Annotated in this window: 27 protein-coding genes and 1 pseudogene; 15 read left to right on the plus strand and 13 right to left on the minus strand. The window is 58.5% G+C overall.

What is annotated here, in order from left to right; translation table 11 throughout:
• Positions 1-10: 10 nt before the first annotated feature.
• Positions 11-982, plus strand: a complete 972-nt coding sequence (locus tag F8N44_RS27365) for a terpene synthase family protein (RefSeq protein WP_224794822.1) — start codon at positions 11-13, stop codon at positions 980-982.
• A gap of 58 nt (positions 983-1,040) precedes the next feature.
• Here the strand turns inward: F8N44_RS27365 and ppnN are convergent, their stop codons facing one another.
• Positions 1,041-2,414 (minus strand): nucleotide 5'-monophosphate nucleosidase PpnN, encoded by a 1,374-nt coding sequence (ppnN, locus tag F8N44_RS27370; RefSeq protein ID WP_150652503.1) that lies wholly within the window; start codon positions 2,412-2,414, stop codon positions 1,041-1,043.
• 223 nt (positions 2,415-2,637) lie between these two features.
• Here ppnN and F8N44_RS27375 point away from each other — a divergent pair, with 223 nt between their 5' ends.
• Entirely contained in the window at positions 2,638-3,165 is a 528-nt protein-coding gene (locus F8N44_RS27375; protein WP_150652504.1) for a DUF3087 domain-containing protein, read from the plus strand.
• A 17-nt stretch (positions 3,166-3,182) separates the two neighbouring features.
• On the opposite strand, the pseudogene F8N44_RS27380 reads toward F8N44_RS27375, so the two are convergent.
• Positions 3,183-3,419: pseudogene (locus F8N44_RS27380) on the minus strand (thioredoxin reductase); the annotation flags it as partial.
• Here F8N44_RS27380 and F8N44_RS27385 point away from each other — a divergent pair.
• The gene (locus F8N44_RS27385) at positions 3,356-3,751 is read left to right on the plus strand and encodes an Rrf2 family transcriptional regulator (RefSeq protein ID WP_150652505.1); all 396 of its coding nucleotides are present in this window, start codon (positions 3,356-3,358) and stop codon (positions 3,749-3,751) included. The pseudogene F8N44_RS27380 and the gene F8N44_RS27385 overlap by 64 nt on opposite strands.
• Here F8N44_RS27385 and F8N44_RS27390 read toward each other — a convergent pair.
• Positions 3,748-4,131, minus strand: coding sequence for a DUF2784 domain-containing protein (locus F8N44_RS27390; protein ID WP_150652506.1), 384 nt, complete (start codon positions 4,129-4,131; stop codon positions 3,748-3,750). The two genes, F8N44_RS27385 and F8N44_RS27390, sit on opposite strands and share 4 nt — an antisense overlap.
• Before the next feature lie 185 nt (positions 4,132-4,316).
• On the opposite strand from F8N44_RS27390, the gene F8N44_RS27395 reads away from it, so the two are divergent.
• From F8N44_RS27395 to F8N44_RS31440, 3 genes are read left to right on the plus strand one after another with little or no spacing between them, the layout of a single operon-like run.
• Positions 4,317-5,015 carry an AzlC family ABC transporter permease gene (locus tag F8N44_RS27395; protein ID WP_150652507.1) on the plus strand — a complete coding sequence of 233 codons (699 nt, stop codon included), beginning with the start codon at positions 4,317-4,319 and terminating at the stop codon, positions 5,013-5,015.
• A complete protein-coding gene (locus F8N44_RS27400; protein WP_162835977.1) occupies positions 5,015-5,326 on the plus strand; it encodes an AzlD domain-containing protein in 312 nt (103 codons plus the stop codon). Before F8N44_RS27395 ends, F8N44_RS27400 begins: the two co-directional genes overlap by 1 nt.
• A 53-nt stretch (positions 5,327-5,379) precedes the next feature.
• Complete coding sequence (locus F8N44_RS31440; protein ID WP_191630957.1) at positions 5,380-5,526, plus strand: hypothetical protein; 147 nt, start codon at positions 5,380-5,382, stop codon at positions 5,524-5,526.
• Between the two features lie 47 nt (positions 5,527-5,573).
• Here the strand turns inward: F8N44_RS31440 and F8N44_RS27405 are convergent, their stop codons facing one another.
• The 4 genes from F8N44_RS27405 to F8N44_RS27420 form a co-directional block, all read right to left on the minus strand.
• A complete protein-coding gene (locus tag F8N44_RS27405) occupies positions 5,574-5,846 on the minus strand; it encodes a hypothetical protein (protein WP_150652508.1) in 273 nt (90 codons plus the stop codon).
• Between the two features lie 332 nt (positions 5,847-6,178).
• Positions 6,179-6,859 (minus strand): SOS response-associated peptidase, encoded by a 681-nt coding sequence (locus tag F8N44_RS27410; RefSeq protein ID WP_150652509.1) that lies wholly within the window; start codon positions 6,857-6,859, stop codon positions 6,179-6,181.
• Between the two features lie 28 nt (positions 6,860-6,887).
• Positions 6,888-7,730: an ABC transporter permease gene (locus F8N44_RS27415; protein WP_150652510.1), complete on the minus strand. Its 843-nt coding sequence runs from the start codon at positions 7,728-7,730 to the stop codon at positions 6,888-6,890.
• Between the two features lie 61 nt (positions 7,731-7,791).
• Positions 7,792-8,772 carry an aliphatic sulfonate ABC transporter substrate-binding protein gene (locus F8N44_RS27420; protein ID WP_150652511.1) on the minus strand — a complete coding sequence of 327 codons (981 nt, stop codon included), beginning with the start codon at positions 8,770-8,772 and terminating at the stop codon, positions 7,792-7,794.
• Positions 8,773-9,066: 294 nt separating this feature from the next.
• On the opposite strand from F8N44_RS27420, the gene F8N44_RS27425 reads away from it, so the two are divergent.
• The 3 genes from F8N44_RS27425 to F8N44_RS27435 all read left to right on the plus strand — a co-directional run bounded on the left by F8N44_RS27425 (position 9,067) and on the right by F8N44_RS27435 (position 11,389).
• Complete coding sequence (locus F8N44_RS27425) at positions 9,067-10,014, plus strand: ABC transporter substrate-binding protein (protein ID WP_150652512.1); 948 nt, start codon at positions 9,067-9,069, stop codon at positions 10,012-10,014.
• Between the two features lie 131 nt (positions 10,015-10,145).
• Positions 10,146-11,045 (plus strand): polysaccharide deacetylase family protein, encoded by a 900-nt coding sequence (locus F8N44_RS27430; RefSeq protein WP_150652513.1) that lies wholly within the window; start codon positions 10,146-10,148, stop codon positions 11,043-11,045.
• A 101-nt stretch (positions 11,046-11,146) separates the two neighbouring features.
• Entirely contained in the window at positions 11,147-11,389 is a 243-nt protein-coding gene (locus tag F8N44_RS27435) for a DUF1652 domain-containing protein (protein ID WP_150652514.1), read from the plus strand.
• A gap of 4 nt (positions 11,390-11,393) precedes the next feature.
• Here the strand turns inward: F8N44_RS27435 and F8N44_RS27440 are convergent, their stop codons facing one another.
• A complete protein-coding gene (locus tag F8N44_RS27440; RefSeq protein ID WP_150652515.1) occupies positions 11,394-11,756 on the minus strand; it encodes an NUDIX hydrolase in 363 nt (120 codons plus the stop codon).
• Positions 11,757-11,980: 224 nt separating this feature from the next.
• On the opposite strand from F8N44_RS27440, the gene F8N44_RS27445 reads away from it, so the two are divergent.
• A complete protein-coding gene (locus F8N44_RS27445; protein ID WP_150652516.1) occupies positions 11,981-12,178 on the plus strand; it encodes a DUF2188 domain-containing protein in 198 nt (65 codons plus the stop codon).
• A 64-nt stretch (positions 12,179-12,242) separates the two neighbouring features.
• Here F8N44_RS27445 and F8N44_RS27450 read toward each other — a convergent pair whose 3' ends face one another.
• Positions 12,243-12,482 (minus strand): hypothetical protein, encoded by a 240-nt coding sequence (locus F8N44_RS27450; RefSeq protein ID WP_065259780.1) that lies wholly within the window; start codon positions 12,480-12,482, stop codon positions 12,243-12,245.
• 184 nt (positions 12,483-12,666) lie between these two features.
• Here F8N44_RS27450 and F8N44_RS27455 point away from each other — a divergent pair, with 184 nt between their 5' ends.
• Complete coding sequence (locus tag F8N44_RS27455) at positions 12,667-13,002, plus strand: hypothetical protein (RefSeq protein ID WP_127926835.1); 336 nt, start codon at positions 12,667-12,669, stop codon at positions 13,000-13,002.
• Between the two features lie 201 nt (positions 13,003-13,203).
• Positions 13,204-13,809: a DUF6338 family protein gene (locus F8N44_RS27460; RefSeq protein WP_150652517.1), complete on the plus strand. Its 606-nt coding sequence runs from the start codon at positions 13,204-13,206 to the stop codon at positions 13,807-13,809.
• A 126-nt stretch (positions 13,810-13,935) separates the two neighbouring features.
• Here the strand turns inward: F8N44_RS27460 and F8N44_RS27465 are convergent, their stop codons facing one another.
• Positions 13,936-14,835 carry a LysR substrate-binding domain-containing protein gene (locus tag F8N44_RS27465; RefSeq protein ID WP_150652518.1) on the minus strand — a complete coding sequence of 300 codons (900 nt, stop codon included), beginning with the start codon at positions 14,833-14,835 and terminating at the stop codon, positions 13,936-13,938.
• 119 nt (positions 14,836-14,954) lie between these two features.
• Here F8N44_RS27465 and F8N44_RS27470 point away from each other — a divergent pair, with 119 nt between their 5' ends.
• Complete coding sequence (locus tag F8N44_RS27470; RefSeq protein WP_150652519.1) at positions 14,955-16,322, plus strand: MFS transporter; 1,368 nt, start codon at positions 14,955-14,957, stop codon at positions 16,320-16,322.
• Positions 16,323-16,352: 30 nt separating this feature from the next.
• A complete protein-coding gene (locus F8N44_RS27475) occupies positions 16,353-17,627 on the plus strand; it encodes a glucarate dehydratase family protein (RefSeq protein ID WP_150652520.1) in 1,275 nt (424 codons plus the stop codon).
• 101 nt (positions 17,628-17,728) lie between these two features.
• On the opposite strand, the gene F8N44_RS27480 is transcribed toward F8N44_RS27475, so the two are convergent.
• Positions 17,729-18,613 carry a LysR substrate-binding domain-containing protein gene (locus F8N44_RS27480; protein WP_150652521.1) on the minus strand — a complete coding sequence of 295 codons (885 nt, stop codon included), beginning with the start codon at positions 18,611-18,613 and terminating at the stop codon, positions 17,729-17,731.
• A gap of 157 nt (positions 18,614-18,770) precedes the next feature.
• Here F8N44_RS27480 and F8N44_RS27485 point away from each other — a divergent pair, with 157 nt between their 5' ends.
• Complete coding sequence (locus tag F8N44_RS27485) at positions 18,771-21,794, plus strand: FAD-binding and (Fe-S)-binding domain-containing protein (protein WP_150652522.1); 3,024 nt, start codon at positions 18,771-18,773, stop codon at positions 21,792-21,794.
• On the opposite strand, the gene F8N44_RS27490 is transcribed toward F8N44_RS27485, so the two are convergent.
• Together F8N44_RS27490 and F8N44_RS27495 are read right to left on the minus strand one after the other, a co-directional pair.
• On the minus strand, positions 21,727-22,413 hold the full coding sequence (locus F8N44_RS27490; RefSeq protein ID WP_150652523.1) for a paraquat-inducible protein A: 687 nt from the start codon (positions 22,411-22,413) through the stop codon (positions 21,727-21,729). The genes F8N44_RS27485 and F8N44_RS27490 overlap by 68 nt on opposite strands.
• On the minus strand, positions 22,410-23,006 hold the full coding sequence (locus F8N44_RS27495) for a paraquat-inducible protein A (RefSeq protein ID WP_150652524.1): 597 nt from the start codon (positions 23,004-23,006) through the stop codon (positions 22,410-22,412). The genes F8N44_RS27490 and F8N44_RS27495 overlap by 4 nt, the downstream gene beginning before the upstream one ends.
• Between the last annotated feature and the right edge of the window lie 161 nt (positions 23,007-23,167).

Here is a 23,167-nt window from a genome sequence, read left to right on the forward strand (position 1 = left end):
GAGTTGCCGCATGAGTTACTCACTGCCACCGGCCTTGCAATTGATTGATGTCGCACCAAGTCCTATGGCCGACGAGGCCGAACAACAGACGCGTGCCTGGCTTGAAAGTCTGGGGCTGACAGATTCCGAACGGGCGATACACCAGTTGGATATTTATCTACCAGGCAAATACGCTGCCTTCATGTGGCCCCATGCGAACGCGCAAACGCTGAATGTACTCTCTGATCTGACCGGGTGGTTCAGTTGTCAGGATGATTTGGCCGATGAGGATCTGAGTTGCTCTCCTGATGCTTTGGAGAGGGCGTTGCGACAAGTGCACGAAGTTGCGAGCGAGCGTGGCGCAGGTCAGTGCGCAGGACTGCCCGGGGGATTGAGAGACATTATACGTCGCGCAGGGGCGTCAATGCCTGAGCAGTGGGTACGAAGAACACTGGATCAATACAGCAGCTATCTGTTTTGCTGCGTCAGTGCTTCGACGCATCGCCTCGGCGGAACCCAGCCTGGACTGGCCGATTATGAAAGTGTGTGGCGCAATGCCGGAGGTTTTCAGGTGTGCTTTGAGTTTACGTACTTTGCCCATCAGATAAATCTTCCCGCAACGGTTTATTACTGTTCGCTATGGCAGGAATTGCGCAGGCTATCACTGAATTTAATGAAAGCGGTCAACGATGTGCTGTCGTTCTGCATCTTGGCTAATCCAGATGAGGACGTTTACAACCTCCTGACTCACCTTCGACATCATCATGGACTGAGTCCGGATCAGGCAGCGACTGAAGTGAATCAGAGAATTGAGGTGTGGATGCGACAGTTTCTCGAACTGCAGGCGCGACTACCCGACGAGCTTGATCAAATTGGGTGTGAAACCGACGTGCGCGAGCAAGCATTGCGCTGCGCCGAGGCATTCAGAGTGCAATGGCTTGGCAACGTCGGCTGGCATCTGTCGGTACCGCGCTATCGGGAAATACGTTTCAGGCCAAATTGAACAGGTCGAACCGCCACGAAGACCCGAAGCATCATCTTCGGATCTTCATGCTTGTAGGTTACGCCACCACCCGATAACACGGCACATACGCCGCGCCACCCGGCAGTTTCATCCGGTGCTGGGCGACGAAGGCTTTGAGCAGGGCATCGAGCGGTTGCATGATCGCGGCGTCGCCGCGGATCTGGTACGGCCCGTGCTCTTCGATCAGGCGAATGCCCTTGTCCTTGACGTTGCCAGCGACTATCCCGGAAAACGCCCGCCGCAGGTTGGCTGCGAGTTCGTGCGGTGGCTGGTCGCGGTGCAGTTTCAGGTTGGCCATGTTTTCGTGGGTCGGATCGAACGGGCGCTGGAAGCCTTCGTCGATTTTCAGCAGCCAGTTGAAATGGAACGCATCGTTGCGCTCGCGGCGGAACTGCTTCACTGCTTTCAGGCCTTGGGTCATCTGCCGTGCCACTTCGGCCGGGTCGTCGATGATGATTTCGTAGTGTTGCTTGGCTGCTTCACCCAGGGTGGCGGTGACGAAGGCGTCGAGCTGTTCCAGATACGGCGCCGCATGTTTCGGTCCGGTGAGGACCACCGGGAACGGCAGCCCTTTATTTTCAGGGTGCATCAGTATGCCCAGCAGGTAGAGGAACTCTTCCGCCGTACCGGCACCGCCCGGGAAGATGATGATGCCGTGGCCGACACGCACGAAGGCTTCCAGACGTTTTTCGATGTCCGGCAGAATCACCAGCTCGTTGACGATCGGGTTCGGCGCTTCGGCAGCGATGATGCCCGGCTCGGTCAAACCCAGATAACGCCCGCCATGAATACGCTGTTTGGCGTGAGCGATGGTCGCGCCTTTCATCGGGCCTTTCATCACACCCGGGCCGCAACCGGTGCAGATGTCGAGGCTGCGCAGGCCCAGTTCGTGGCCGACTTTCTTGGTGTATTTGTATTCTTCGGTGTTGATCGAGTGACCGCCCCAGCACACGACGATTTTCGGCTCGACGCCGGGACGCAAAGTGCGCGCGTTGCGCAGCAGGTGGAATACGTAGTCGCTGATGCCTTGCGAGGTGCTGAGGTCGATGCGTTGGCTGTCGAGTTCGTTTTCGGTGTAGACGATATCGCGCAGGGCGCTGAAGAGCATTTCGCGGGTGCTGGCGATCATTTCGCCGTCGACGAACGCGTCGGCCGGAGCGTTCAGCAGCTCCAGGCGCACACCGCGATCCTGTTGGTGAATGCGGATTTCGAAGTCCTTGTAGGCTTCAAGGATGGTCTTGGCGTTATCGACATGGGCGCCGGTGTTGAGGATGGCCAGGGCGCACTGGCGGAAGAGGGTATAGGTGCTGCCGGATCCGGCTTCGCTCAGTTGCTGAACTTCACGTTGAGAAAGGGTTTCCAGGCTGCCTTTCGGGCTGACCGAGGCGTTGATTACGTGTCGTTGGGTCATGCAATGATCCTTAAAACGATGTCATCACGAAGCTGAGCAATGGCATCCGAATAGTGTGTATCCATGAATGAAGATGGCACGATCTGCGCTATACCGCCATGTCCCCTTTGGACGCTGAAAAGATGAAGAGGAGCCCCAGCATAGCTAAATCCGTCGTAGAGGCGATAATGCGCCGGCCGGTTTTTTCAGTTACCCCTTTTGTCGCTCAAGGAAGTCATTTGTGATGTTCGAGATTCAGCCAATGGATGCCGCCACCTTTCGCCAGCAGACGCGACGCAGCACGATCATCATCGCCGTGCTGTTTCTAGTGCTGGCGATGTTGTTCTCGAGCGTGGCGGTGGCGCTGTTCGGCGAGCCTGGCGGCGATAACCTGCGCTTCAATGTCGGTGGGGTGTTTGTCGCGTTTCTGCTGACGGCTGCGCTGCTGCGCGGGCGCTTCTGGAATCAGAGCTGGATGGCGCCGGCGGTGTACAGCTGGCGACTCAAGCGCAACCTGATGAGCATCACCAATGTGATGCATCAGGTGACGGCGGCGGTGGAGCAGAACGATCCGGTGGCGATGAAGGTTCTGCGTTTCTACCACTTGGGGTTGACGCAAATGCACGAACTGGACGGTAACTCCAGCGATCATGGGCAGCTGTGGCGGGAAGTTGAGGCGCACAAGGAACGGATGCTGGCGCTGGGGCTTGATACCGAGCAAACGCGCCTGGATCCGGCCTGGCTCGAAGCCTTGAAGCAGACGCCACGCTAGGCATCTGCTGCCGCCAATCAACCGAAGATCAGTGAGCGGTGAGTGCCGGCGCCGGCACGCGCCCCATCACCCACCGCCAGCGCCACTGAACCGGCCGCCAGCGCCGCATCGCCGCAGGCAAACACAGCGGGCACGCTGGTCTGTTGTGTGGCATCGGTCTGAATGAACGGCCCCATCGGGCCATCTTCGAATGCGCATCCCAATTGCTCGGCCAGCGGACTCGCCATGCGTGTACGTGGCATGGCAAACAGGCCCGGTGGTGGTGCGGCGCACCATGGGGCTACTCAAGGAGCAGGGCTTTGTCACGTCGGAAAAGGGCCATCAGGGCGGTTGGGCACTGGCCAAACCGCTGACGCAGATCACTTTGCTGGAGATTCACCACGCACTGGGCACGCAGTCGATATTTTCCATCGGTCTGTCGACGGATCACCCGCAATGCCTGGTCGAGCAGGCTGTGAATGCCGCGTTGACCCGCACCTTCGATGAGGCCCAGGCGCTGTTGATGGCGCGCCTGGGCGGTATCACTCTGGCGGATCTGGCGGCGGATTTTGATGCACGCTTCAAAGCCGTGCGCGAGGGCGTTTAAGAGTGTGAAGCGGCTCTACGCAGCTTCCACGAGCGGATCAAGCGGCCGTACACCAGCAGGTTGACCGCCAGCACCACGCTGCCGAGCGCCAGTTGAATCTGTGGTGTGAGCCCGGCCGGGTAGATGATCGGCCAGATGTAATGCTCGATGAAGCCGCCGGCATATTCAGTCTGCCCGGCGGCGTGGCGCATGAGGTTTTCCCAGTAGGTCAGCGGGCAGGTCAGGTGCAACACTTCGACCGCCACGCCCCAGGCGGCAGCCGGCAAATGCAGCCACATCACCCGTGGCCATTTGAGTACCAGCAGCCCGCCAAACAGCACGAACAGAATGAATGACAAATGAAACAGCACCAGCCCGTCGGCTGCGATTCGGTACAGCATGTCGTCTCCCTGACGCGGTTGTGAATGGCGCTATGTTACGCCGCTCAGGGCATTAGAGGTCAGTGCGAAAATCAGCGAATTGCGCGCGCATCCGGTCCATTTCCTACAAGTGCGCAAGATTGTTCAAGCCAAAAAGACGAAATGGCTGGCACAGTCTTCGACCGTTTCCTGGTTGAAGAACGTTTATGTCTGATTCACTTATGCCGCGCAGTGCGTTCCTTCGCGGCGCTGTGGCGATCATGCCGTTGTCTCTGGCCACTGCGCCGTGGGGGCTGCTGGCCGGTTCCATGGCGATCGAGGCCAACCTCACGCCGCTGCAAGGTCAAGGTTTATCGAGCATCGTGTTTGCCGGTGCCGCGCAATTGGTGGCGATCGGCATGCTCAAGGGTGGTGCGGGGATTTTCTCGATTCTGCTGACCACGCTGCTGCTGACGTCGCAGCACTTGCTGTATGGCATGAGCATGCGTTCAGTGATTGCGCCGCTGCCTGGGCGTTGGCGCATAGGTCTGGGCTTTTTGCTCACCGACGAGTTGTTTGCGTTGACCAGTCAGCATGACCGCCAGCAGTTCAACCGCTGGTATGCGCTGGGCGTCGGCCTGACGTTCTACATCGCGTGGAACCTGTTCACCCTCGCCGGCATTGTTCTCGGCAGCAGCATTCCTGGGCTTGAGCATCTGGGGCTGGACTTCTCGATTGCCGCCACGTTTATCGCGTTGATCACACCGGTGGTGCGTAACGTGCCGACGGTGGTGTGTGTGGCGGTGTCACTGTTTTGTTCGGTGTTGTTCAGTTACTGGCAGTGGGGCTCGGCATTGGTGTTGTCTGGTCTGGCCGGAATGACTGCCGGATTTATCTGCAACAAGCTTTATCGGGAGCGCACATGATGGTTTGGGCGGTGATTTTTGGCATGGGGCTTCTGGTGTTTCTCAATCGCTACGTGTTTCTCGAGCCGCGCTTGCCGGTGCGTCTGAGCAGCAATGCGCGGCAGTTCCTCGGTTTTGCAGTACCGGGGATGCTTACCGCGATCTGTGGGCCGATTGTCTTCATGCCCGACAAACAGCTGAATCTGCAGTGGGACAATCCGTACCTGCTCAGTTCGCTGGTGGCGATCGCCCTGGTGATCTACACGCGCAGTACTTTGCTCAGCATGTTGTTGAGCATGGCGTTCTTCTTTTTGCTGCGCTGGTGGCTGTAAGTTGTCTGTTCTACGCTTTAAGGATGAAGGGTTACTGATAACGGGAGGTGCACATGGCGACTGAGCAGAAGCTTTCGGAGACGGATGAGCAAGAGACGGATGAGCCAACAGAAGAGGAAATAGAGCGGGAGAAGCACAAGGAACAAACCTGGAAGCACGATGACAGCAGAGAGCTTTCAGACCCTGACCGCAAGTTTTGAGTGATTTCTACGAAAAAGCCCCGCAAACGCAGGGCTTTTTTACGGTTTCAAAGATCGTCCAACTGCGTGAAATCGGGGTGTGTGGCCCGATATCCCAAGGTTCGATCAATCCACGCATTAAGCTCGTTGACCATCACCGGCGCATGGCCGGGATACCCTTCAAGCGTGGTGCGCAGAACGCGCTCGATATCGGGTACGCCACGCAGGTTTCGGGTCTTGATGTAGTGGCCGATAAAACAGTCGAGTTCAAAGCGCTCTGTCATGGACAGATAAATACACTCCAGGCCGCTGACCTGTTTGATTGCAAAATCGTCGCGCAACTTATTTCTCTGCAAGGCTTGTAGACGTTAGGGGGTTCCTGGTTTGTTGACTCTTTGGTCAACTGGTATACCAAATGGAAATGCGGCGCGCATGCTAGCCGTAGTGCATCTAAATGTATGTATGACGGTTGAAATGTCAGACAGGCGGTTAGTTCATTCGAACGTGTGTTTTATTTGCAGCGTCTCAAAAATGAAACAGAGTTTGTAACTGCAGTGATTCGCTTTTATGAGTTGTTGAAGGTTGCAATAGATTTATTCTTATAACGCTGCGTCAAAAGATCGCAGTCTTCGGCAACTCCGACATTTGCTAAACGCATGACGGCGATAAATGCTTAAGTCTGCTCAATAATCAAACTGGCCCCCTGATTGCGCACGTTACCGACAGCTTTGCCGACTTTGTACCACTCGAAAGTTTCGCTACCTTCGCCTTCGAACAGCAACATTTGCTCTGCGCGCTCAACCGGCGTCGCCGGATCCAGCCATTCATCCACCAATCCAGCGGGCAACACCACCGGACGGCGATCATGGATATCGAGCATGCCGCCGACGGCATTGGCGGTGATGATCACGAAACCGTCGTCATCCCGGACAGCTGTTTCAGTTGTCGGAAATTGTCCGATAGCGGCGCAGAAAACCGTTCCGCGGTCCGCGCGACGGATCAGCCACGGTTGTCGGGTTTTGTCTGCGCTATCGACCCATTCAAACCAGTTATCCACGGGCACAATCAAACGATGGCGCCAGATCGCCCGGAAGAACGGGCCGTGGGCGACTTTCTCCACCCGGGCATTGATCGGTGCGGGGCGATCCTTGGCCCAGTGCGGCCGCCAGCCCCAGCGCAGATTGTCGGCATGCAGTTGCTGTCCCTGTTGATGAAGAACGGCCAGCGCGGTGGTCGGCGCCGCGTTGTAGCGATCAAGCGGCGCATCGCCGACGTGATTGATCAACGCGTCGGGAATGCTCAGCACCGCGACAAAGTCGTGAATGCCACGGTACTGCGAAAGTCTTCCGCACATGGGCCGATCTCCGGTTGGAGATTTCAGCTTAGTCGCTGGCATCCTGACCGGTGAAGGTGTCACGCCATTTCAACCAGCGACGTTCGAGCATGGCCAGCAAGCCGTCACTGAGTTTGCCGAGCAAGGCGAGCACGATGATTGCAGCCAGCACGATGTCTGGTCGCGAGGTTTCCCGGCCGTCACTGAGCAGATAACCCAGGCCCTTGGTCGCCGCGATCAATTCCGCCGCGACGAGAAACATCCACGCCAGGCTCATGCCGCTGCGCAACCCGGTAAACAGGCCGGGCAGGGCGGCCGGCAGCAAGATCCGTCGTACCAGTTGCAAGCGGCTGAAGCCATAGATGCGCCCGACTTCCACCAGTTTGCGATCAATGTTGCGAATGGCTGCAACGACGTTGACGTACACCGGAAAGAACGCGCCGATAGCGATCAAGACAATTTTCGACGTCTCGTCGATGCCCAGCCACAACAACAGCAGCGGCACCCAGGCCAGGCTCGGAATGGAACGCACGGCGGCAAACGTTGGCTCCAGATAGGCCTCGGCTTCGCGGCTCAAACCGACCCAGGCAGCAAACACGAGCGCTAGACTGGCGCCAATGGCAAAACCCAGCAACACGCGAATCAGACTGGCGCCAATATGCTTCCACAATGCGCCTTCGGCGAGGTCGGTGAGGGTCAGGGCGATCTCGCTCGGCGCCGGCATCTGGTAGGACGGCAACCAACCGATGCGTACGATAATTTCCAGCGCGACGATGATCAGCAGGGGCAGGGCCAGGCCTTTGCAGCGGCGCTGCCACGTCGGATTCAAACTCGCAGGACGCTGGCGCGGTACGGCAAGTGGCGCGGGCAAGTCTTTGCTGTGGGTGGTCATGGTTTTGGCTCCGCTCACGACAAATCCGCGCCGGGCGCGGATTTATTGTGAGATTGATCGATTACTGGTGGGCGACGGCTTGCTGCACACCGCTGTCGAGCAATTGATCGATGACTTGATCGACGTTCACCCCACGGCGCACCAGTTCCTCGGAGACCAGAATTGGTGCCGCAGCCTTGGATGCATTGATGTCCTGATTGGTCAGTTGCGGACTGCTCAGGTCGGTGCGCGACAGCTGCAACCTGGCCACGTCCAGTGGCAAACCGGACTCCTTGGCCAACAGGGCGGCGAATTCGTCGGGGTTTTTCAATGCCCAGTCGCGGGCCTGTTCGTAAGCCTTGATGACGGTGTCGATGGTCTGCGGGTGTTCCTTGGCGTACTGCTCGGTGACGCTGACCACGCCGTAACTGTTGAACGCCGGGTTGCGATAGAGCAGGCGCGAACCGGCCTGCACCTGACTGGCGGCCATGTGCGGATCGAGTCCGGCCCAGGCGTCGACATCGCCTTTTTCCAGCGCGGTACGACCATCCGGGTGTTGCAGATGGACCAGTTCGACATCATCTTTTTTCAGCCCGGCCTGCTGCAGACTGCGCAGGGTGAACAGATACGGGTCGGTGCCTTTGGTGGCGGCAATCTTTTTGCCCTTCAGGTCAGCGACAGTCTGGTACGGCGAATCCTTGCGTACCACCAGCGCTGTCCATTCGGCGCGGCTATAGACGTAGACGGATTTGATCGGGCTGCCATTGGCCCGACTCAGAACAGCGGCCAGGCTAGCACTGGAAGCGAAATCCACGCCGCCACTGTTGAGGTATTCCAGCGAGCGGTTGCTGCCTTGGCTCAATACCCAGCTGACTTTGGTTTGCGGCAAGGCCTTTTCGAGGAAGCCGAAGTGCTTGAGCACCAGACTGACCGGCGAGTAATAGGCGTAGTCGAGATGCACTTCCGCCGGCGCGGTCTCAGTTGCATGGGCGAATGGTTGCAGGCTCAGCACCATGGCGCTGGCGGCCAGCAGTGGTTTGAAATGAGAGAAGAACGATGTCATGGGGCGCTCCGGCAAAGGCACAGGTTTCTTATGTCCAAAAAGATATTTTTGTCGAATGCTTCCTGCATGAAAGGAATATTGCAGGCTCTGTGCCATGTGCTTGGAGGTACCGATTTATAAGGGGCTGAAGGCCGGAAGCAGGATTTTCGCTGTTGCATGGGCAACAGTGTGGTTCGCCACTGTTGCCACGCGAACAGCAGGCATCAAGCGTGATGAGCTTATGCGTTAATCGAATTTCAACACCGAGAAATAACAGCGTTATGGTCTATGCAATTTCCCTTTGCAGGACAGGCCATGATGCTTTCTCGTTTCCTACGCAGTGCGTTATTCACAGCACTGTTCACCTCGCCGCTTTCCTACGCAGCCGACCCATTGGTCCTGCATGTCGGCGATCAGAACTACTACAACATTCGCGCTTCAGTAGAGGCGTCCGGCGTATTGAAAGACGCGCCTTACACTGTCGACTGGAAACACTTCCAAGCCGCAGCACCCTTGGCGGAAGCCTTGCAGACCGGCTCGCTGGATCTGGGTTTTCTCGGTGATTCCGGCTTTCTGTTTCTGGCCGCCAAGCAGGCGCCAGTGAAGTTGATCGGCGTCTCGCGGCAGAATCCCGACACCATCGCGTTGCTGGTGCCGAAGGATTCTCCGGTGAAAACCATCGCCGACCTGAAAGGCAAGAAAGTCGCTTACTGGCCCGGTGCGTGGAGTCAGCAGTTGACCTTGCGCGCCCTCGAGCAGAGCGGTCTGCCGGAAAACTATGTCGACTTCGTCAAGCTGATGCCGATCGATGCCGCCGCCGCGTTGCCACAGGGCAGTATTGACGCCTTTCCGGTGTGGGAACCGTACATTTCCCAGCAGATCGTGTTCTCCGGCGCGCGGCCAATCCTGACCGCAAAAAACCTGATGCCGGGGCTCAGCGCTATCGCCGCGTCGACGCCGTCCATCGACAGCAAGCGTGCCGCCATCGCGGATTTCCTCGGCCGTTTGAAACAGGCGCGAGCCTGGGTCGACAGCCACACCGATGAGTACGCCGATCTGTGGGCAAAGAAAGCCAATCTCGATCAGCAGGTGTCACGGCACTGGTTGCGTCAGGCGCACATGACGGTCGGGCCGGTGGATCAGCAGGCTGCGACGGACCTGCAAAGCACTGCTGACTTCCTGTTCAAAGTGAAAGCGCTGCCGGCGCCGTTGGCCACCGCCGCCATTATCGACACGTCTTTTCAAAAGGCATTGACGCACTGAGCGAGCGCCGGAACCAAACCCTGTGTACCTTATCCAACCTCCGCTCGTGTATCGGAGCGCAGGGATGGATAAGGGCGAGGGAGTTTTGCCAATCGACAACATGACGGCCGTCGCCGTGCTCAAGGCAAAACATGACATCCGGATTCAAGCTTCTTTGTGCTGCGCTGATTGCGCTTGGGTTGGCCGGTTGCATCGCCGCGCCGATAGAAATGACCGCGCAAACCGAAACGCGCCTGAAGACCCAGCCCCCGGTGCGTTTTCTGTTGACGTTCGACGATGGCCCCAGCGCTTCGAGTTTGTGGAATCCGTCGGCCACAGTGCTCGACAGTCTCAAGGACAATCCGCTGCAGCCAGACATCAAAGCGGTGTTCTTCGTGCAGACGCGTGCGCCACGAGCGGGCAACAGTGACATTGGTCGCAGCATCATGCGTCGTGAACATGATGAGGGGCACATTCTCGCGTTCCACACCGCGACCCACTGGCACACCAATCATCGTTTGCTCGACCCGCTAGAACTCGAAGAGTCGCTGCGCAACGGCACAGCCGATATCGCCGCCATCACCGGGGCGCCGCCGACACTGTTGCGTCCGCCGTTCTGGAACTACGACAAACGCACCTTTGCCGCCTATCAGCAGCACGGTTTGCATGTGTTGCTTACGGACTTGAGCGCCAACGACGGCAAGATCTGGGGCTTCAATGCCAGCCCGCGGCGCCGGGCAAACATGCTGCGACAGTTATCGGAGGTTCGTGAACGTATTGCCCTTGGCGAATTGCCAACCGTGGACGGGGTCATTCCGGTGGTGGTGACGTTCCATGATCTCAACCGCTATACCGCGCGGCACACGCGCGAATACCTGCAGATTTTGCTGGATAGCGCCGCCGCCACGGGCGTGAGGCTGGCGGACAAGCCTTTTTATGACGATCACGTCGCGCTGGAGAAAGCGGCGCTGGCGCGCACGGTGGAAAAAAGCTCGGAAGCGGTGAGTTTGCCGGGGATGTGGAACTGGATCTGGGATCATGACGCGCACTGAGAAAGTTGTGACGCGCTTGGCATTTTTGTGTCGAGCAAGACACAAATTGCTCATCTATGCTCTACGGATTCAGCGAACCATCGCCTGCGAGGCGTCCACCCATGCTTGTCATTGCCGATATTTGCCGCATTGTCGAGTCTGGCTTTCCGGCACGTAAATGTGACTGCACCCCATCAGCGCATGGGCTCCTGCAGATCAAGGTTTATGACCCGGAAAGCGGACGGGTGGATTTATTGCTCAATGGCGTTTCGCCCGAGCATCTCGTCACTGTCCGTGACATTTCCAACTTCATCGGTGAATTACGCACCGAAATGAGCGCCGGTCGTCGCGCGTTCGCTGGCTAAGCCCTCATAAACGTCGTTGAAACGCTTGAACAATGCGCAGCGTCGCTTCGCTGGTGTTCAGATTGCGCACCGCATCCAGCGGATGCCAGATGCAATCGATGATCTCGTTTTGCGGGCGCACCTGCTCAAAGTCCTGCACGGACGCCTCGTAGACATGATGCCGCGTGCTGCCGCTCTGCAGTTCCATCAGATACAACACCTCGTCGGCATCCAGGCCGGTTTCTTCCTGCAATTCGCGCACGGCAGCCTCCGCCCGGGTTTCCCCTGGCTCGACCTTACCGCCGGGCAATGTCCAGCGGCAGCGGTGTTTGCGCACCAGGAGAATGTGGCGATCCTGTTCGCATATAACGGTTGCACGTACTTTCATCTGTTACCTGTTTTAACGTTTGTCATAAGACAGAAATAAAACTGCAATATTTGAGCCGGGCCTTGAGGTAAAGGTTTCATGAGGTATTGGAGCGATCGCTCCGGGGAAAAGTGCCAGATCCTTGACTGCCGGGGCTGGCGACACCCGGTCGGCCATTCGTGCGAATGCGGGTGTAAGGTAAACGCGTGAGCTGGATCTGACCGTTAGCAAAAATGGAGGTGTCCATGAGCATGCCGATGTTGAACAAGATGCACATGAACGGCTATGACGTGCTTAGCGTGAACAATGGCCCATGGCGGGTTTGCACCCAGGGTGATCGGCTGGCGTCGTTTGGCAGCAGGGAGGAGGCGCTGGCCTACGCTGCTGCCTTGCCCGGCTACAAAAAACGCTCGACGCGCGCGCAAAGTCACAAAAATCACTGACGTGTTGTAACGAAAGAGCCCCGGCATGTGTCGGGGCTTTTATATGGGGGAAAGGGCGGGGCGGTCAGTGGACCTTGGTACGGCTGATGGCGCGGGCCTTCACTTCCCTGGCATAGAGTTGCAGCCGTTCTTCATCGCTTTGCAGCACCTCGCAGGATCTCAGCACAGTTTGCGCATCCGCCTCGTTGCCGGATTTGCGCAGTTGTTCCGCGATACGTTTCAGGTCGACCGCCGACCATCGCAGGTCCGATGCAACGCTTTGCAGGTCGCGTTGAAGTTCGTGTTCGTATTCATTGAGCCGCATGATCACCTCCAGAACATTCTCGGTAGAAAAGAGTAGTCGCATTTTTCGTCGATGGGCAAAGCGCGTTCGTCAGCACGCCGAGCGGTTGTGAAAAGTTGTGCAGATTATGCTGAGGGCGCGGTGCCACGATGGATGTGCGCCGGGTTACGCGCTACATTCACTTTTTTCAGATCAGGAAAACACTATGCGGATATGGATCGGGACGTTGGCGTTGGCCCTGTTGGCGGGTTGCTCGTTGCCGGCGTCGTTGGTGCCGGGTGAGCCGAATGTCAACAAGACCAGTGACAAGGCACCCAAGGACTATGCCGCGTGTGTATTACCGTTGTGGCAGAAGGATGTCGCCAAAACCTCGCAGACATCGATTTCCAACGGCTATCGCATCACCGCGCCAAGCATCATCACGGCCGATGAGATTCTCGACATCGTCAAGTACAAGAATGGCAGCCGGGTTTCGTTGTATCAGGGGCCGCCGTGGGCGAAGTCCGGTTCGTTGCGCCAATCGGTACGTGATTGCCTGTAACGATGCCTGCAGAGACAAAAAAAGCAGAAGCCGTATCGTCGGTTTCTGTTTTTTTTTGCTTGCCTGGAGACTGATGAGGTGGGATCTGATTCGCGAAATGAACGGTGACAGTTGCGCACGAGGGTTTGCAGTTGTGTGCACTAGGCTTTTGAGGGCTGGTGGATAGTCAGGCCGGTACGACCTTTCAAGGAGTCTCGGATCATGGATGATCTGGTCAAAGAAGTTATTCCGCTGTTGCAGTACCTGATTCCCGGCTTTTTGTCGGCGTGGATTTTTTACTCGCTGACGGCGTTCAAGCGGCCTGATACGTTCGGGCAGATTGTGCAGGCGCTGATTTTTACGTTTGTGATTCAGGGAGCGGTTTGGGGAATCGGAGCTCTGAGTTTGTGGGTGGGGTCGAAAGGATTTTCTCTGGGCCGATGGGATGCCAAAGCGGAAACGATATGGGCATTCGTTGTGTCGGTGACGCTCGGGTTGCTGTCCTGCTATCTGGCTACGAATGACAAATTGCATGGCTGGTTACGCAGTCGAAATGTCACGAAACAAACTTCCTATCCCAGCGAATGGTTCAGCGTTTTTGCCCAGCATCATCGTTTGGTCACGCTGCATTTGAACGACGAAAGGCGCGTTTTTGGCTGGCCCGTGGAGTGGCCGCCGGAATCCAGCAGTGGCCAGTTCGTGATGCAGAATCCCTGTTGGCTGGATGCCGAAGGGGCAGAAGTGCCTTTTGGCGCTGAGTTTTTGCTGATAGATTCCGGCAAGGTCAAGTGGGTCGAATTCGGCCCGAAATCGGAGGTTTCGTTATGACAGCCAGAGCACCGCAACCAATGCCAGAATGGGTGGCGCGCCGCTACACGAAAGATGGCAAGCCAGTGGCAAATGCGCAGCCCAAGGCACCCAGTGCTCCACCACCGCTGAAGAGCTAGTATTTCCTTAGCCCCAACCCTCAGCCACCGCCCGGCGAATCGCTTCCAGCAACATCGCAAACGCCGGGTTGTCGTTGTTCTCCCGCCAGATCAGATGCAATTCGCTCTGCACCCCTTCGCCCAGATCGATATCGCGAAATACCACATTCTTGAACACCACACTGGTAGCGCAACGCGGCACCAGTGCCAGGCCCATGCCGGCGTTGACCAGAGCCAGAATCGTCAACGATGACCCCAGCCACTGCACATAATCCGGCGCGACCCGAGCCGAGCGCAGCATGCCGGTCAGCAGTTCATTGAACGGCGGATACGCGGCGTGGGAATACATCAGGAAAGGTTGTTTATCCAGATCACTGACCGCCACTTCAGCCGCTGTCGCCAATGGATGTGCGCTCGGGACTGCCAGTACAAACGGCTCGCGCACCAGACATTCGGTGGCGTAGCCCGGTTCCAATAACGGCGCACGGGCGATGCCCAGATCGATGCGGCGGGCGCGCAGGGCTTCGTGTTGCTGGTAAGTGTTCATTTCCGACAGATCGATTTTCACCTGCGGCTGTTTCAGTCGCGCCTCGGCGATCACCTTGGGCAGAAACTCATACACCGCGCTGCCGACAAAACTGATGTTCACCGAGCCGATATCGCCCTCGGCAAACCGTCGGGCGGTGACGGCTGCCTGCTGCGCGCGCTCCAGCAAGTTCTGTGCTTCGATGAAAAATGCACGGCCAGCAGCGGTCAGCGCGACGCTGCGGGTGCTACGGGTGAACAGCTCGACGCCGAGGTGATGCTCGAGCAACTGGATCTGCCGGCTGAGCGGCGGCTGCGTCATGTTCAGTCGCTCGGCGGCGCGGCGAAAGTTGAGTTCGGTGGCGACGGTGGTGAAGCAGCGTAGCTGGGTCAGTTCGAACATTGATCTAATCCGGGTATCAATCGAATGCCAAGTTAGATTAGACGGGATCAATGATCGCCGTCCATGATCGGTCCATCGCATTACGCCATCCCTAAAAAAACAAGATCGGGAGTCGCCCCTTGAAAACCCTCCAGAGTCCGCTGGACGTCACGGTTCTCGCCCGTGCCGCCGCCAAGGTCAAGCGCCACGTGCTGCCGCTGTTCGTGGTGATGTTCATCGTCAACTACATCGATCGGGTCAACATCGGTTTCGTGCGCAGCCACATGGAAACCGATCTGGGCATCGGCGCGGCGGCTTATGGTCTCGGCGCCGGTTTGTTCTTTGTTGGCTACGCACTGTTCGAAGTGCCGTCCAACATGCTTCTGCAGCGTTATGGTGCGCGGGTCTGGCTGACGCGGATCATGTTCACCTGGGGTGCCGCCGCCATGGCCATGGCATTCGTCAAAGGTGAAACCAGTTTCTACGTGCTGCGCTTTATTCTCGGTGCGGCGGAGGCGGGTTTCTTTCCGGGGATCATTTATTACTTCACCCAATGGCTGCCGGCCTCCGAGCGCGGCAAGACCATGGCGGTGTTTCTCAGCGGTTCGGCGATTGCCTCGGTGATCTCCGGCCCGGTCTCCGGTGCGTTGCTGCACATCAGCGGCCTGGGCCTGCATGGCTGGCAGTGGATGTTTTTGATTGAGGGCGCAGCTTCAGTGGTGCTTTGCGCGTTTGTCTGGTTCTGGCTGCAATCGCATCCGCGTCAGGCCAAGTGGCTGAGCGAAGAAGAGCGCGAAGCGCTGGCGGCGGCGATTGTCGAAGAGCAGCGCGCTCGTGAGGCGTCGCAGGTGGCCAAACCGTCGATGTTCAGGCTGTTGGCGGATCGGCAGATTGCGCTGTTCTGCTTCATCTACTTCTCCATTGCCCTGACCATTTACGGCGCGACGTTCTGGCTGCCAAGCATGATCAAGAAGATGGGTAACCTCGGCGACTTTCAGGTCGGCCTGCTCAACTCGATCCCGTGGATCATTTCAATTGTCGCCATGTACGGCTTCGCGGCAATGGCCGGCAAATGGAAATTCCAGCAAGCCTGGGTCGCGCTGACGCTAGTGATTGCGGCGATCGGCATGTTCATGTCGACCACTGGCGGGCCGATCTTCGCCTTCGTCGCGATCTGCTTCGCCGCCATCGGTTTCAAGGCCGCGTCGGCGTTGTTCTGGCCGATCCCGCAAAGCTATCTGGATGCGCGTATCGCCGCTGCGGTGATCGCCCTGATCAACTCCATCGGCAACCTCGGCGGTTTCGTTGCGCCGACCGCGTTCGGCTTCCTCGAAGAAACCACCGGCTCGATCGAGGGCGGACTTTATGGCCTGGCGGCGACGTCACTGATCGCTGCGGTGGTGATCTTCTTCGCCCGCACAGCGCCAGGAGCCAAAGGCAAAGCCCCGGCAAAGCCACATGAGGTCACCGCCGTTGTCGCGACGGCCAGCCCGGCCGCGAGCCATTGAATTGATTGTTGATCTGTCAGGAGCGTTATCTTGAAAATCACCCGTGTCACCGTGACTCCGATTGCCTTCCGCGATCCGCCGCTGCTCAACGCCAGCGGTATCCACGAACCCTTCGCCCTGCGTTCGATCATTGAAATCGAAAGCGACAACGGCTACATAGGCCTCGGCGAAAGCTACGGCGATGCGCCAGCGCTGGCGATCCAGCAGCAGTTGCAGGCGCAACTGATCGGTCTCGATCCGTTCAACCTCAACCAGTTACGCGCGATCGTGCAGGCCACCGTTGCTGCGAACAAACCTGCGAGCCTTGCCGGTGCCGAACTGGCCCCCGGTTCCCATGCCAGTAAAGCGGTGAGCAACGCCTATTCGGCATTCGAAGTGGCGTTCCTCGATTTGCAGGCGCATTACCTCAATGTGCCGCTGGTGGATCTGCTCGGCGGTGCGATTCGTGATGAAGTGCCGTTCAGCGCCTACCTGTTTTTCAAGTACGCGCAACATGTCGACTCGCCGTACAAACCGGACAACTGGGGTGAAGCACTCAGCGAGCAGCAAATCGTCGCGCAGGCTGCACGGATGATCGAGGCGTACGGCTTCAAGAGCATCAAGCTCAAGGCCGGTACGTTGCCGCCGGAGCATGAAGTGGCGTGCATCAAGGCGCTGAAAAAGGCCTTTCCCGGCTACCCGTTACGCATCGATCCGAATGGTAACTGGTCACTGGAAACCTCGATTCGCATGGCCGAGTTGCTTGGCGATGACCTGCAATATTACGAAGACCCGACCCCTGGCCTCGACGGCATGGCCGAACTGCATAAACGCACTGGTCTGCCGCTGGCGACCAATATGGTGGTCACCGATTTCGATGAATTCCGCCGCAGCATCGCGCAAAACAGCGTGCAGATTGTTCTCGCCGACCACCATTACTGGGGCGGCCTGCGCGACACGCAGACCCTGGCGAAGATGTGCGACGTGTTTGGCCTCGGCGTGTCGATGCATTCCAATTCACACCTGGGCATCAGCCTGATGGCAATGGCCCATGTCGCGGCGGCGGTGCCGAATCTGGACTATGCCTGCGATACGCATTACCCGTGGCAGGAGCCAGATGAAGAAGTGATCAAGGGCGGCAAGCTGCCGATTGTTGATGGCTGCGTGAAGATTACTCGCGCACCGGGGCTTGGGCTGGAGCTGGATCATGAGCAGTTGGGCAAGCTGCATGATCAGTATCTGACCTGCGGGATTCGTCAGCGTGATGATGTGCGGCAGATGCAGCGGTACAAGCCGGATTGGAAGGCAGTTAAACCGAGGTTTTGATGTCGTTCTCGCTGGCCTCTTCGCGAGCAAGCTCGCTCCCACAGGGAAATGTATTCCAATGTGTGGGAGCGGGCTTGCTCGCGAAGGGGGCGACTCATTCTTCAGAGTGTATGCACCAGCCAATCCCGAAACGCTTTCAGCGACGGCAAATTCTCATTACGCGGCGGATACACCAGGTAATAGCTGCGGCGACTGGTAATTGGCTCACCCAGTTGCAGCAGTTCACCATTCAACAACTCATCTTCGACCAGAATTCGCGGCACCAACCCCACACCAATATTCGCCCGCACCGCTTGAATCAGGTGCGAGGTCATCTCGAAGCTCGGCCCGATGCGCATGCTGCGGTGCGGCAGACCCTGATGGCTGAACCATTCCGCCCACGCCTGAGCATTGCTGCTGACATTGAGCAGCAGTTGCCCGGCGATGTGCTGCTCGGCGTCATTGCGCTCGGCGCTGGACAGCTGCGCACTGGCAATCACCACCAGTTCCTCGGTGTGCAAGGGCAGGGCGGTCAGTCCCGGCCACTCCCCGCCGCCAACACAGATCGCCGCATCGATTTCGCTGGTATCAAAGTCGATCGCTTCGATCCGCGAATGCAAATGCACGGTCATACCTGGGTGCGCGGTGTAGAAGTCCTTCAACCGTGGCAGCAGCCATTTCGAGCCGAAGGTCGGCAGCGTTGCCAGACGCAGACTGTGAATGCCCGAACCAAACGCCATCGCCTGCAATGTCGCACTGCGAATCTGCCCGAGCGCTTCGGCGAGTTCGCGTTGATACATGCGCCCGACATCGGTCAGCACCACTTGCCGGCCTTCGCGAGTGAACAAACGCATGCCGAGCATCTTCTCGAGTATCTGCACCTGACGGCTGACCGCACTCTGCGTCAGCGACAGTTCGTGGGCGGCGCGGGTGTAGCTTTCATGGCGCGCGGCGGCCTCGAAAGCCAGCAACAACGACATGGAAGGGGTGAGCGTGCGAGGATTCATTCGTAAAAGTCATCAATAGCGGGTCGAATTTACGGTTGTCCCGGCGTTCGTCAGCAATGAACATGGGCACCATGAGATGGCGGAGCCTGACGCAATCATTCGTTGCGTACAACTGTTCACCGCCGCACGGCCCGATTTGAATGAGATAACCTGACCGATGATTGCCCAGCTGTCCCCCGCCAAAGCCTTGAACAGCGATTACCAGCAGTTTCTCAAAGCCCTGAAGAGCAGTGGCTTTCGCGGTGAAATCAGCGCCGATTACGCCAGCCGCGTGGTGCTGGCGACCGACAACTCGATCTATCAGCGCCTGCCGCAAGCGGCGGTGTTTCCGATGGATGCCGAGGACGTGGCGCGGGTCGCACGGTTGATTGCAGAGCCTGCCTATCAGCAAGTAGTGATCACCCCGCGCGGCGGTGGCACCGGCACCAACGGCCAATCACTGACTGACGGCATCGTCGTCGACCTGTCGCGGCACATGAACCGCATCCTCGAAATCAACGTCGAGGAACGCTGGGTGCGTGTGCAGGCCGGTGTGGTCAAGGATCAGCTCAACGCTGCGCTGAAATCCGCCGGGCTGTTTTTCGCCCCGGAACTGTCGACCTCCAACCGCGCCACCGTCGGCGGCATGATCAACACCGATGCCAGTGGTCAGGGCAGTTGCACCTACGGCAAGACCCGCGACCATGTACTCGAACTCGACATGGTCTTGCGCGGTGGCGAGCGCCTGCACGGTTTGCCTCTTGAGGAAAGCGAACTTGAAGCCCTGTGCGCCCGCGAAGATCGCGTCGGTGAAGTCTATCGCTGTGCGCGGCAGATCATTGATGAGCAGGGTGAACTGATCAAACAGCGCTTCCCCGATCTCAACCGCTGCCTGACCGGTTATGACCTCGCGCACCTGCGTGAGGCGGACAACCGTTTCAACCTCAACAGCGTGCTGTGCGGCGCTGAGGGCTCGCTGGGTTTTGTGGTTGAAGCGCGGCTGAATGTGTTGCCGATTCCCAAGCACACGATGCTGGTGAACATCCGCTACGCCGGGTTCATGGACGCCTTGCGCGATGCGCGGGCCTTGATGGCGCTCAAGCCGCTGTCGATCGAAACCGTGGACTCGAAAGTCTTGCTGCTGGCGATGCAGGACATCGTCTGGCACGGCGTTGCGGAGTATTTCCCGGAAAGCGCCAAGCGGCCGACCTTGGGCATCAATCTGGTGGAGTTCTGCGGCGACGATCCGGAGGACTTGCAGCGCCGGGTCGAAGCATTCGTCGAACATCTGAGCCGCGATCAAACCGTTGAACGCTTGGGCCACACGCTGGCGGTCGGACACGCGGCAGTGAACAAGGTCTACGGCATGCGCAAACGCGCAGTAGGCCTGCTCGGTAACGTCGCCGGCGAAGCGCGGCCGCAGCCGTTCGTTGAAGACACGGCGGTGCCGCCACAGCACCTGGCCGAATACATCGCCGAGTTGCGAGACCTGCTCGACAGTCATGGTTTGCAGTACGGCATGTTCGGTCACGTCGATGCGGGCGTGCTGCACGTACGGCCGATTCTCGACATGAAAGACCCGCAGCAAGCCGCGCTGGTGCGGCCGGTGTCCGATGGCGTCGCCGCGCTGACTCAGCGCTACGGCGGCTTGCTATGGGGCGAGCACGGCAAAGGCTTGCGCTCGGAATATGCCCCGGCGTTTTTCGGCGAACTGTATCCGGCGCTGCAAGCCCTGAAGGCCGCGTTCGACCCGTTCAACCAGTTCAACCCGGGCAAGATCGCCACCCCGGCGAACACCGGCGCTGCGCTGCTGAAAATCGACGAAATCACTTTGCGTGGCGAACTGGATCGGCAGATCGACGAAAAAGTCTGGCAGAGCTACGGCGCCGCCATGCATTGCAACGGCAACGGCGCCTGCTACAACTTCGATCCCGATGACGCCATGTGCCCGTCGTGGAAAGCCACCCGCGAACGTGCGCAGTCGCCCAAGGGCCGCGCCTCATTGATTCGTGAGTGGCTGCGTTTGCAGGGCGAGGCGGGCGTTGACGTATTGTCCGATGTGATTCGCCAACCGGCATTTTTCAGCTCGTTGTGGCAGCGCTGGCGTAACAGTCGTTCGGCTTCTGCAGACTTTTCCCATGAAGTCTACGACGCCATGGCCGGTTGCCTAGCGTGCAAATCCTGTGCGGGGCAGTGCCCGGTGAAGGTCAATGTGCCGGAGTTTCGTTCGCGCTTTCTTGAGCTGTATCACAGCCGTTATCTGCGTCCGGCGCGGGATTATCTGATTGCCTCGCTGGAATACAGCATCCCGCACATGGCGCGGATTCCGGCGCTGTACAACGGTTTGATGGGCGCTTCGTGGGTCCGTGGTCTGCTGGAGCGGATCGGTGGCATGGTCGATGTGCCGCTGCTCAGTCGTTTTGATTTCCATGCGGCGATGCGCCGTTGGCAGGTGCAACCGGCGAAGGTTTTGACCTTGTCGGCGCTGACCGAGGCGCAACGCGAGCGCAGTGTGGTCATCGTGCAGGACGCCTTTACGCGCTACTTCGAAGCGCCGCTGCTGGCTGATCTGGTCGAGTTGATTTCGCGCCTCGGCTATCAGGTATATCTGGCACCGTTCAGCGCCAACGGCAAGCCTTTGCATGTGCAGGGCTTCCTCTCGGCGTTCAATCGCGCGGCGTTGCGCAACGCTCGGCAACTGCGTGAATTGGCGGATGTGGGCGTGCCGTTGCTGGGCCTCGATCCGGCGATGACGCTGGTGTATCGCCAGGAGTACCTGAAAGTCCCCGGTATGCAGTGCCCGGAAGTGGCGTTGGTGCAGGAGTGGTTGCTTAAGGTGATGCCGGAGCAAACGAAACAGGACAACTCCGCATCGTTCCGACTGCTCGCCCATTGCACCGAGAAAACCAACGCCCCGGCCGCAACCCGGCAGTGGGAGCAAGTGTTCGAACGTGCGGGTTTGAAGCTGGCCACGCAGGCTACCGGTTGCTGCGGCATGTCCGGCACTTACGGTCACGAGGCGCGCAATCGCCAGACGTCAGCAGTGATCTACGAACAGTCCTGGGCGCGTCAGGTCGATGCGCCGGCAGAGCAGGGCGAAGCCTTGGCGACCGGTTATTCCTGCCGCAGTCAGGTCAAGCGCCAGTCGGATCAGGCACTGCGTCATCCGTTGCAGGTGCTGCTTGAGGTTCAACGTCGCTGAGGTCGTCGCCCGTGTCCTTGTCCCAGATCAGGCGCGGATCGAAACTCATCGCCGCGAGCATGGTGAACACCACGACCAGGCCAAAAAACAGAATGCCCGGTCGTGGCTCGATATCGCCCAGCGCCTGAAACTTCACCAGGGCCGCGACCAGCGCCACCACCAAAACGTCGAGCATCGACCAATAGCCGATCAGCTCGACGAAACGGTACAGCTTCGAGCGCTCCTTGCGCGCCCAGGCGCTGTCACGCTTTACCGTAATCAACAGCAGCGACAGGGCGACGAACTTGACCCCCGGCACTGCGATGCTGGCGATGAAAATGATCAGGGCGATGTCCCACGCACCGTGCTCCCAAAACTCCAGCACGCCGCTCATGATCGTGCTGTCGGCGCCATTGCCGAGCATCACCGTATTCATGACCGGCAGCAGATTGGCTGGCACGTAAAACGCCAGTGCGGCGAACATGTAAGCCCAGGTGCGCGTCAGCGAATTGGTCTTGCGCCGATGCAGCGGTGCGTCGCAGCGTGGGCATTCGTGTGGCGAGTCGGTCATGTCGCAGGCCAGCCCGCAGCTGTGGCACAGGCACAGATTGAGCTCGCTGGCGGTCGGTGGTCGCTTCATAGAATGTCCCAAAGGTCGCGGATGTCGCGGCCGGCAATCCTGATCATCATCAAACTCAGTACCGCCAGCGCAAACAGGCCGATGCCGGGCAACACATCGAGCAGCCCCGCGAGTTTGAACACCGCGACCATCGCCCCCAGCAGGCACACTTCGAGCATGCTCCACGGCCGCAGGGTCTCCAGCCAGCGCATGCACAGCTTGAAGCTCGGCGCGCGTCGGGAGGACAAGGCGAAGCTGAGCACCCAGATCAGCAGCACCAGTTGAAACGCCGGGGCAATGATGATTGCAATGGCTGCGACCATGGCGATGAAAGTAATCGGCCCCTGACTCAGCGCCAGCACCGAATCCCACAGCGTCGCGCTGTTTTTCAGGCCCTTCATGCTGATGCTCATCACCGGATAGAAATTGGCGAACAGCCACAGCACTGCCGCTGTGAATGTCAGGGCCAGACGCTGTTCAACAGTCAAACCGTTGAAGCGCTGCAGCACGCCACCGCAGCGCACGCAGGAGGTCTTCTGGTGTTTGGCCAGCACGGCTTTTTCGTACACGCAATCGCAGTGCTCGCAGATGATCAGGTGTTCGGTGTTGACCATGGACAACGCTCGACAGCAGGCCGCGAGGGCGGGGTAGATCTGATCACTATAGAAGCCTGAGCCTGTTGGGCAACGTGTGTTGTCGAAGTTTTTCTGAGAATTACTATCGTTTGAGCGTGGTTATTTATTGTTTGATGTTATAAGGTAACGCAAATTTCAAG

It is taken from the genome of Pseudomonas fluorescens (assembly GCF_902497745.1).
In the GTDB taxonomy this organism is placed as follows: domain Bacteria; phylum Pseudomonadota; class Gammaproteobacteria; order Pseudomonadales; family Pseudomonadaceae; genus Aquipseudomonas; species Aquipseudomonas fluorescens_BM.

Coding starts and splice junctions, on each gene's coding strand:
- F8N44_RS27365 (WP_224794822.1), top strand. CDS start 11: ATGAGTTACTCACTGCCACCGGCCTTGCAATTGATTGATGTCGCACCA.
- ppnN (WP_150652503.1), bottom strand. CDS start 2,414: ATGACCCAACGACACGTAATCAACGCCTCGGTCAGCCCGAAAGGCAGC.
- F8N44_RS27375 (WP_150652504.1), top strand. CDS start 2,638: ATGTTCGAGATTCAGCCAATGGATGCCGCCACCTTTCGCCAGCAGACG.
- F8N44_RS27385 (WP_150652505.1), top strand. CDS start 3,356: ATGCGCATCCCAATTGCTCGGCCAGCGGACTCGCCATGCGTGTACGTG.
- F8N44_RS27390 (WP_150652506.1), bottom strand. CDS start 4,131: ATGCTGTACCGAATCGCAGCCGACGGGCTGGTGCTGTTTCATTTGTCA.
- F8N44_RS27395 (WP_150652507.1), top strand. CDS start 4,317: ATGTCTGATTCACTTATGCCGCGCAGTGCGTTCCTTCGCGGCGCTGTG.
- F8N44_RS27400 (WP_162835977.1), top strand. CDS start 5,015: ATGGTTTGGGCGGTGATTTTTGGCATGGGGCTTCTGGTGTTTCTCAAT.
- F8N44_RS31440 (WP_191630957.1), top strand. CDS start 5,380: ATGGCGACTGAGCAGAAGCTTTCGGAGACGGATGAGCAAGAGACGGAT.
- F8N44_RS27410 (WP_150652509.1), bottom strand. CDS start 6,859: ATGTGCGGAAGACTTTCGCAGTACCGTGGCATTCACGACTTTGTCGCG.
- F8N44_RS27415 (WP_150652510.1), bottom strand. CDS start 7,730: ATGACCACCCACAGCAAAGACTTGCCCGCGCCACTTGCCGTACCGCGC.
- F8N44_RS27420 (WP_150652511.1), bottom strand. CDS start 8,772: ATGACATCGTTCTTCTCTCATTTCAAACCACTGCTGGCCGCCAGCGCC.
- F8N44_RS27425 (WP_150652512.1), top strand. CDS start 9,067: ATGATGCTTTCTCGTTTCCTACGCAGTGCGTTATTCACAGCACTGTTC.
- F8N44_RS27430 (WP_150652513.1), top strand. CDS start 10,146: ATGACATCCGGATTCAAGCTTCTTTGTGCTGCGCTGATTGCGCTTGGG.
- F8N44_RS27435 (WP_150652514.1), top strand. CDS start 11,147: ATGCTTGTCATTGCCGATATTTGCCGCATTGTCGAGTCTGGCTTTCCG.
- F8N44_RS27440 (WP_150652515.1), bottom strand. CDS start 11,756: ATGAAAGTACGTGCAACCGTTATATGCGAACAGGATCGCCACATTCTC.
- F8N44_RS27445 (WP_150652516.1), top strand. CDS start 11,981: ATGAGCATGCCGATGTTGAACAAGATGCACATGAACGGCTATGACGTG.
- F8N44_RS27450 (WP_065259780.1), bottom strand. CDS start 12,482: ATGCGGCTCAATGAATACGAACACGAACTTCAACGCGACCTGCAAAGC.
- F8N44_RS27455 (WP_127926835.1), top strand. CDS start 12,667: ATGCGGATATGGATCGGGACGTTGGCGTTGGCCCTGTTGGCGGGTTGC.
- F8N44_RS27460 (WP_150652517.1), top strand. CDS start 13,204: ATGGATGATCTGGTCAAAGAAGTTATTCCGCTGTTGCAGTACCTGATT.
- F8N44_RS27465 (WP_150652518.1), bottom strand. CDS start 14,835: ATGTTCGAACTGACCCAGCTACGCTGCTTCACCACCGTCGCCACCGAA.
- F8N44_RS27480 (WP_150652521.1), bottom strand. CDS start 18,613: ATGAATCCTCGCACGCTCACCCCTTCCATGTCGTTGTTGCTGGCTTTC.
- F8N44_RS27485 (WP_150652522.1), top strand. CDS start 18,771: ATGATTGCCCAGCTGTCCCCCGCCAAAGCCTTGAACAGCGATTACCAG.
- F8N44_RS27490 (WP_150652523.1), bottom strand. CDS start 22,413: ATGAAGCGACCACCGACCGCCAGCGAGCTCAATCTGTGCCTGTGCCAC.
- F8N44_RS27495 (WP_150652524.1), bottom strand. CDS start 23,006: ATGGTCAACACCGAACACCTGATCATCTGCGAGCACTGCGATTGCGTG.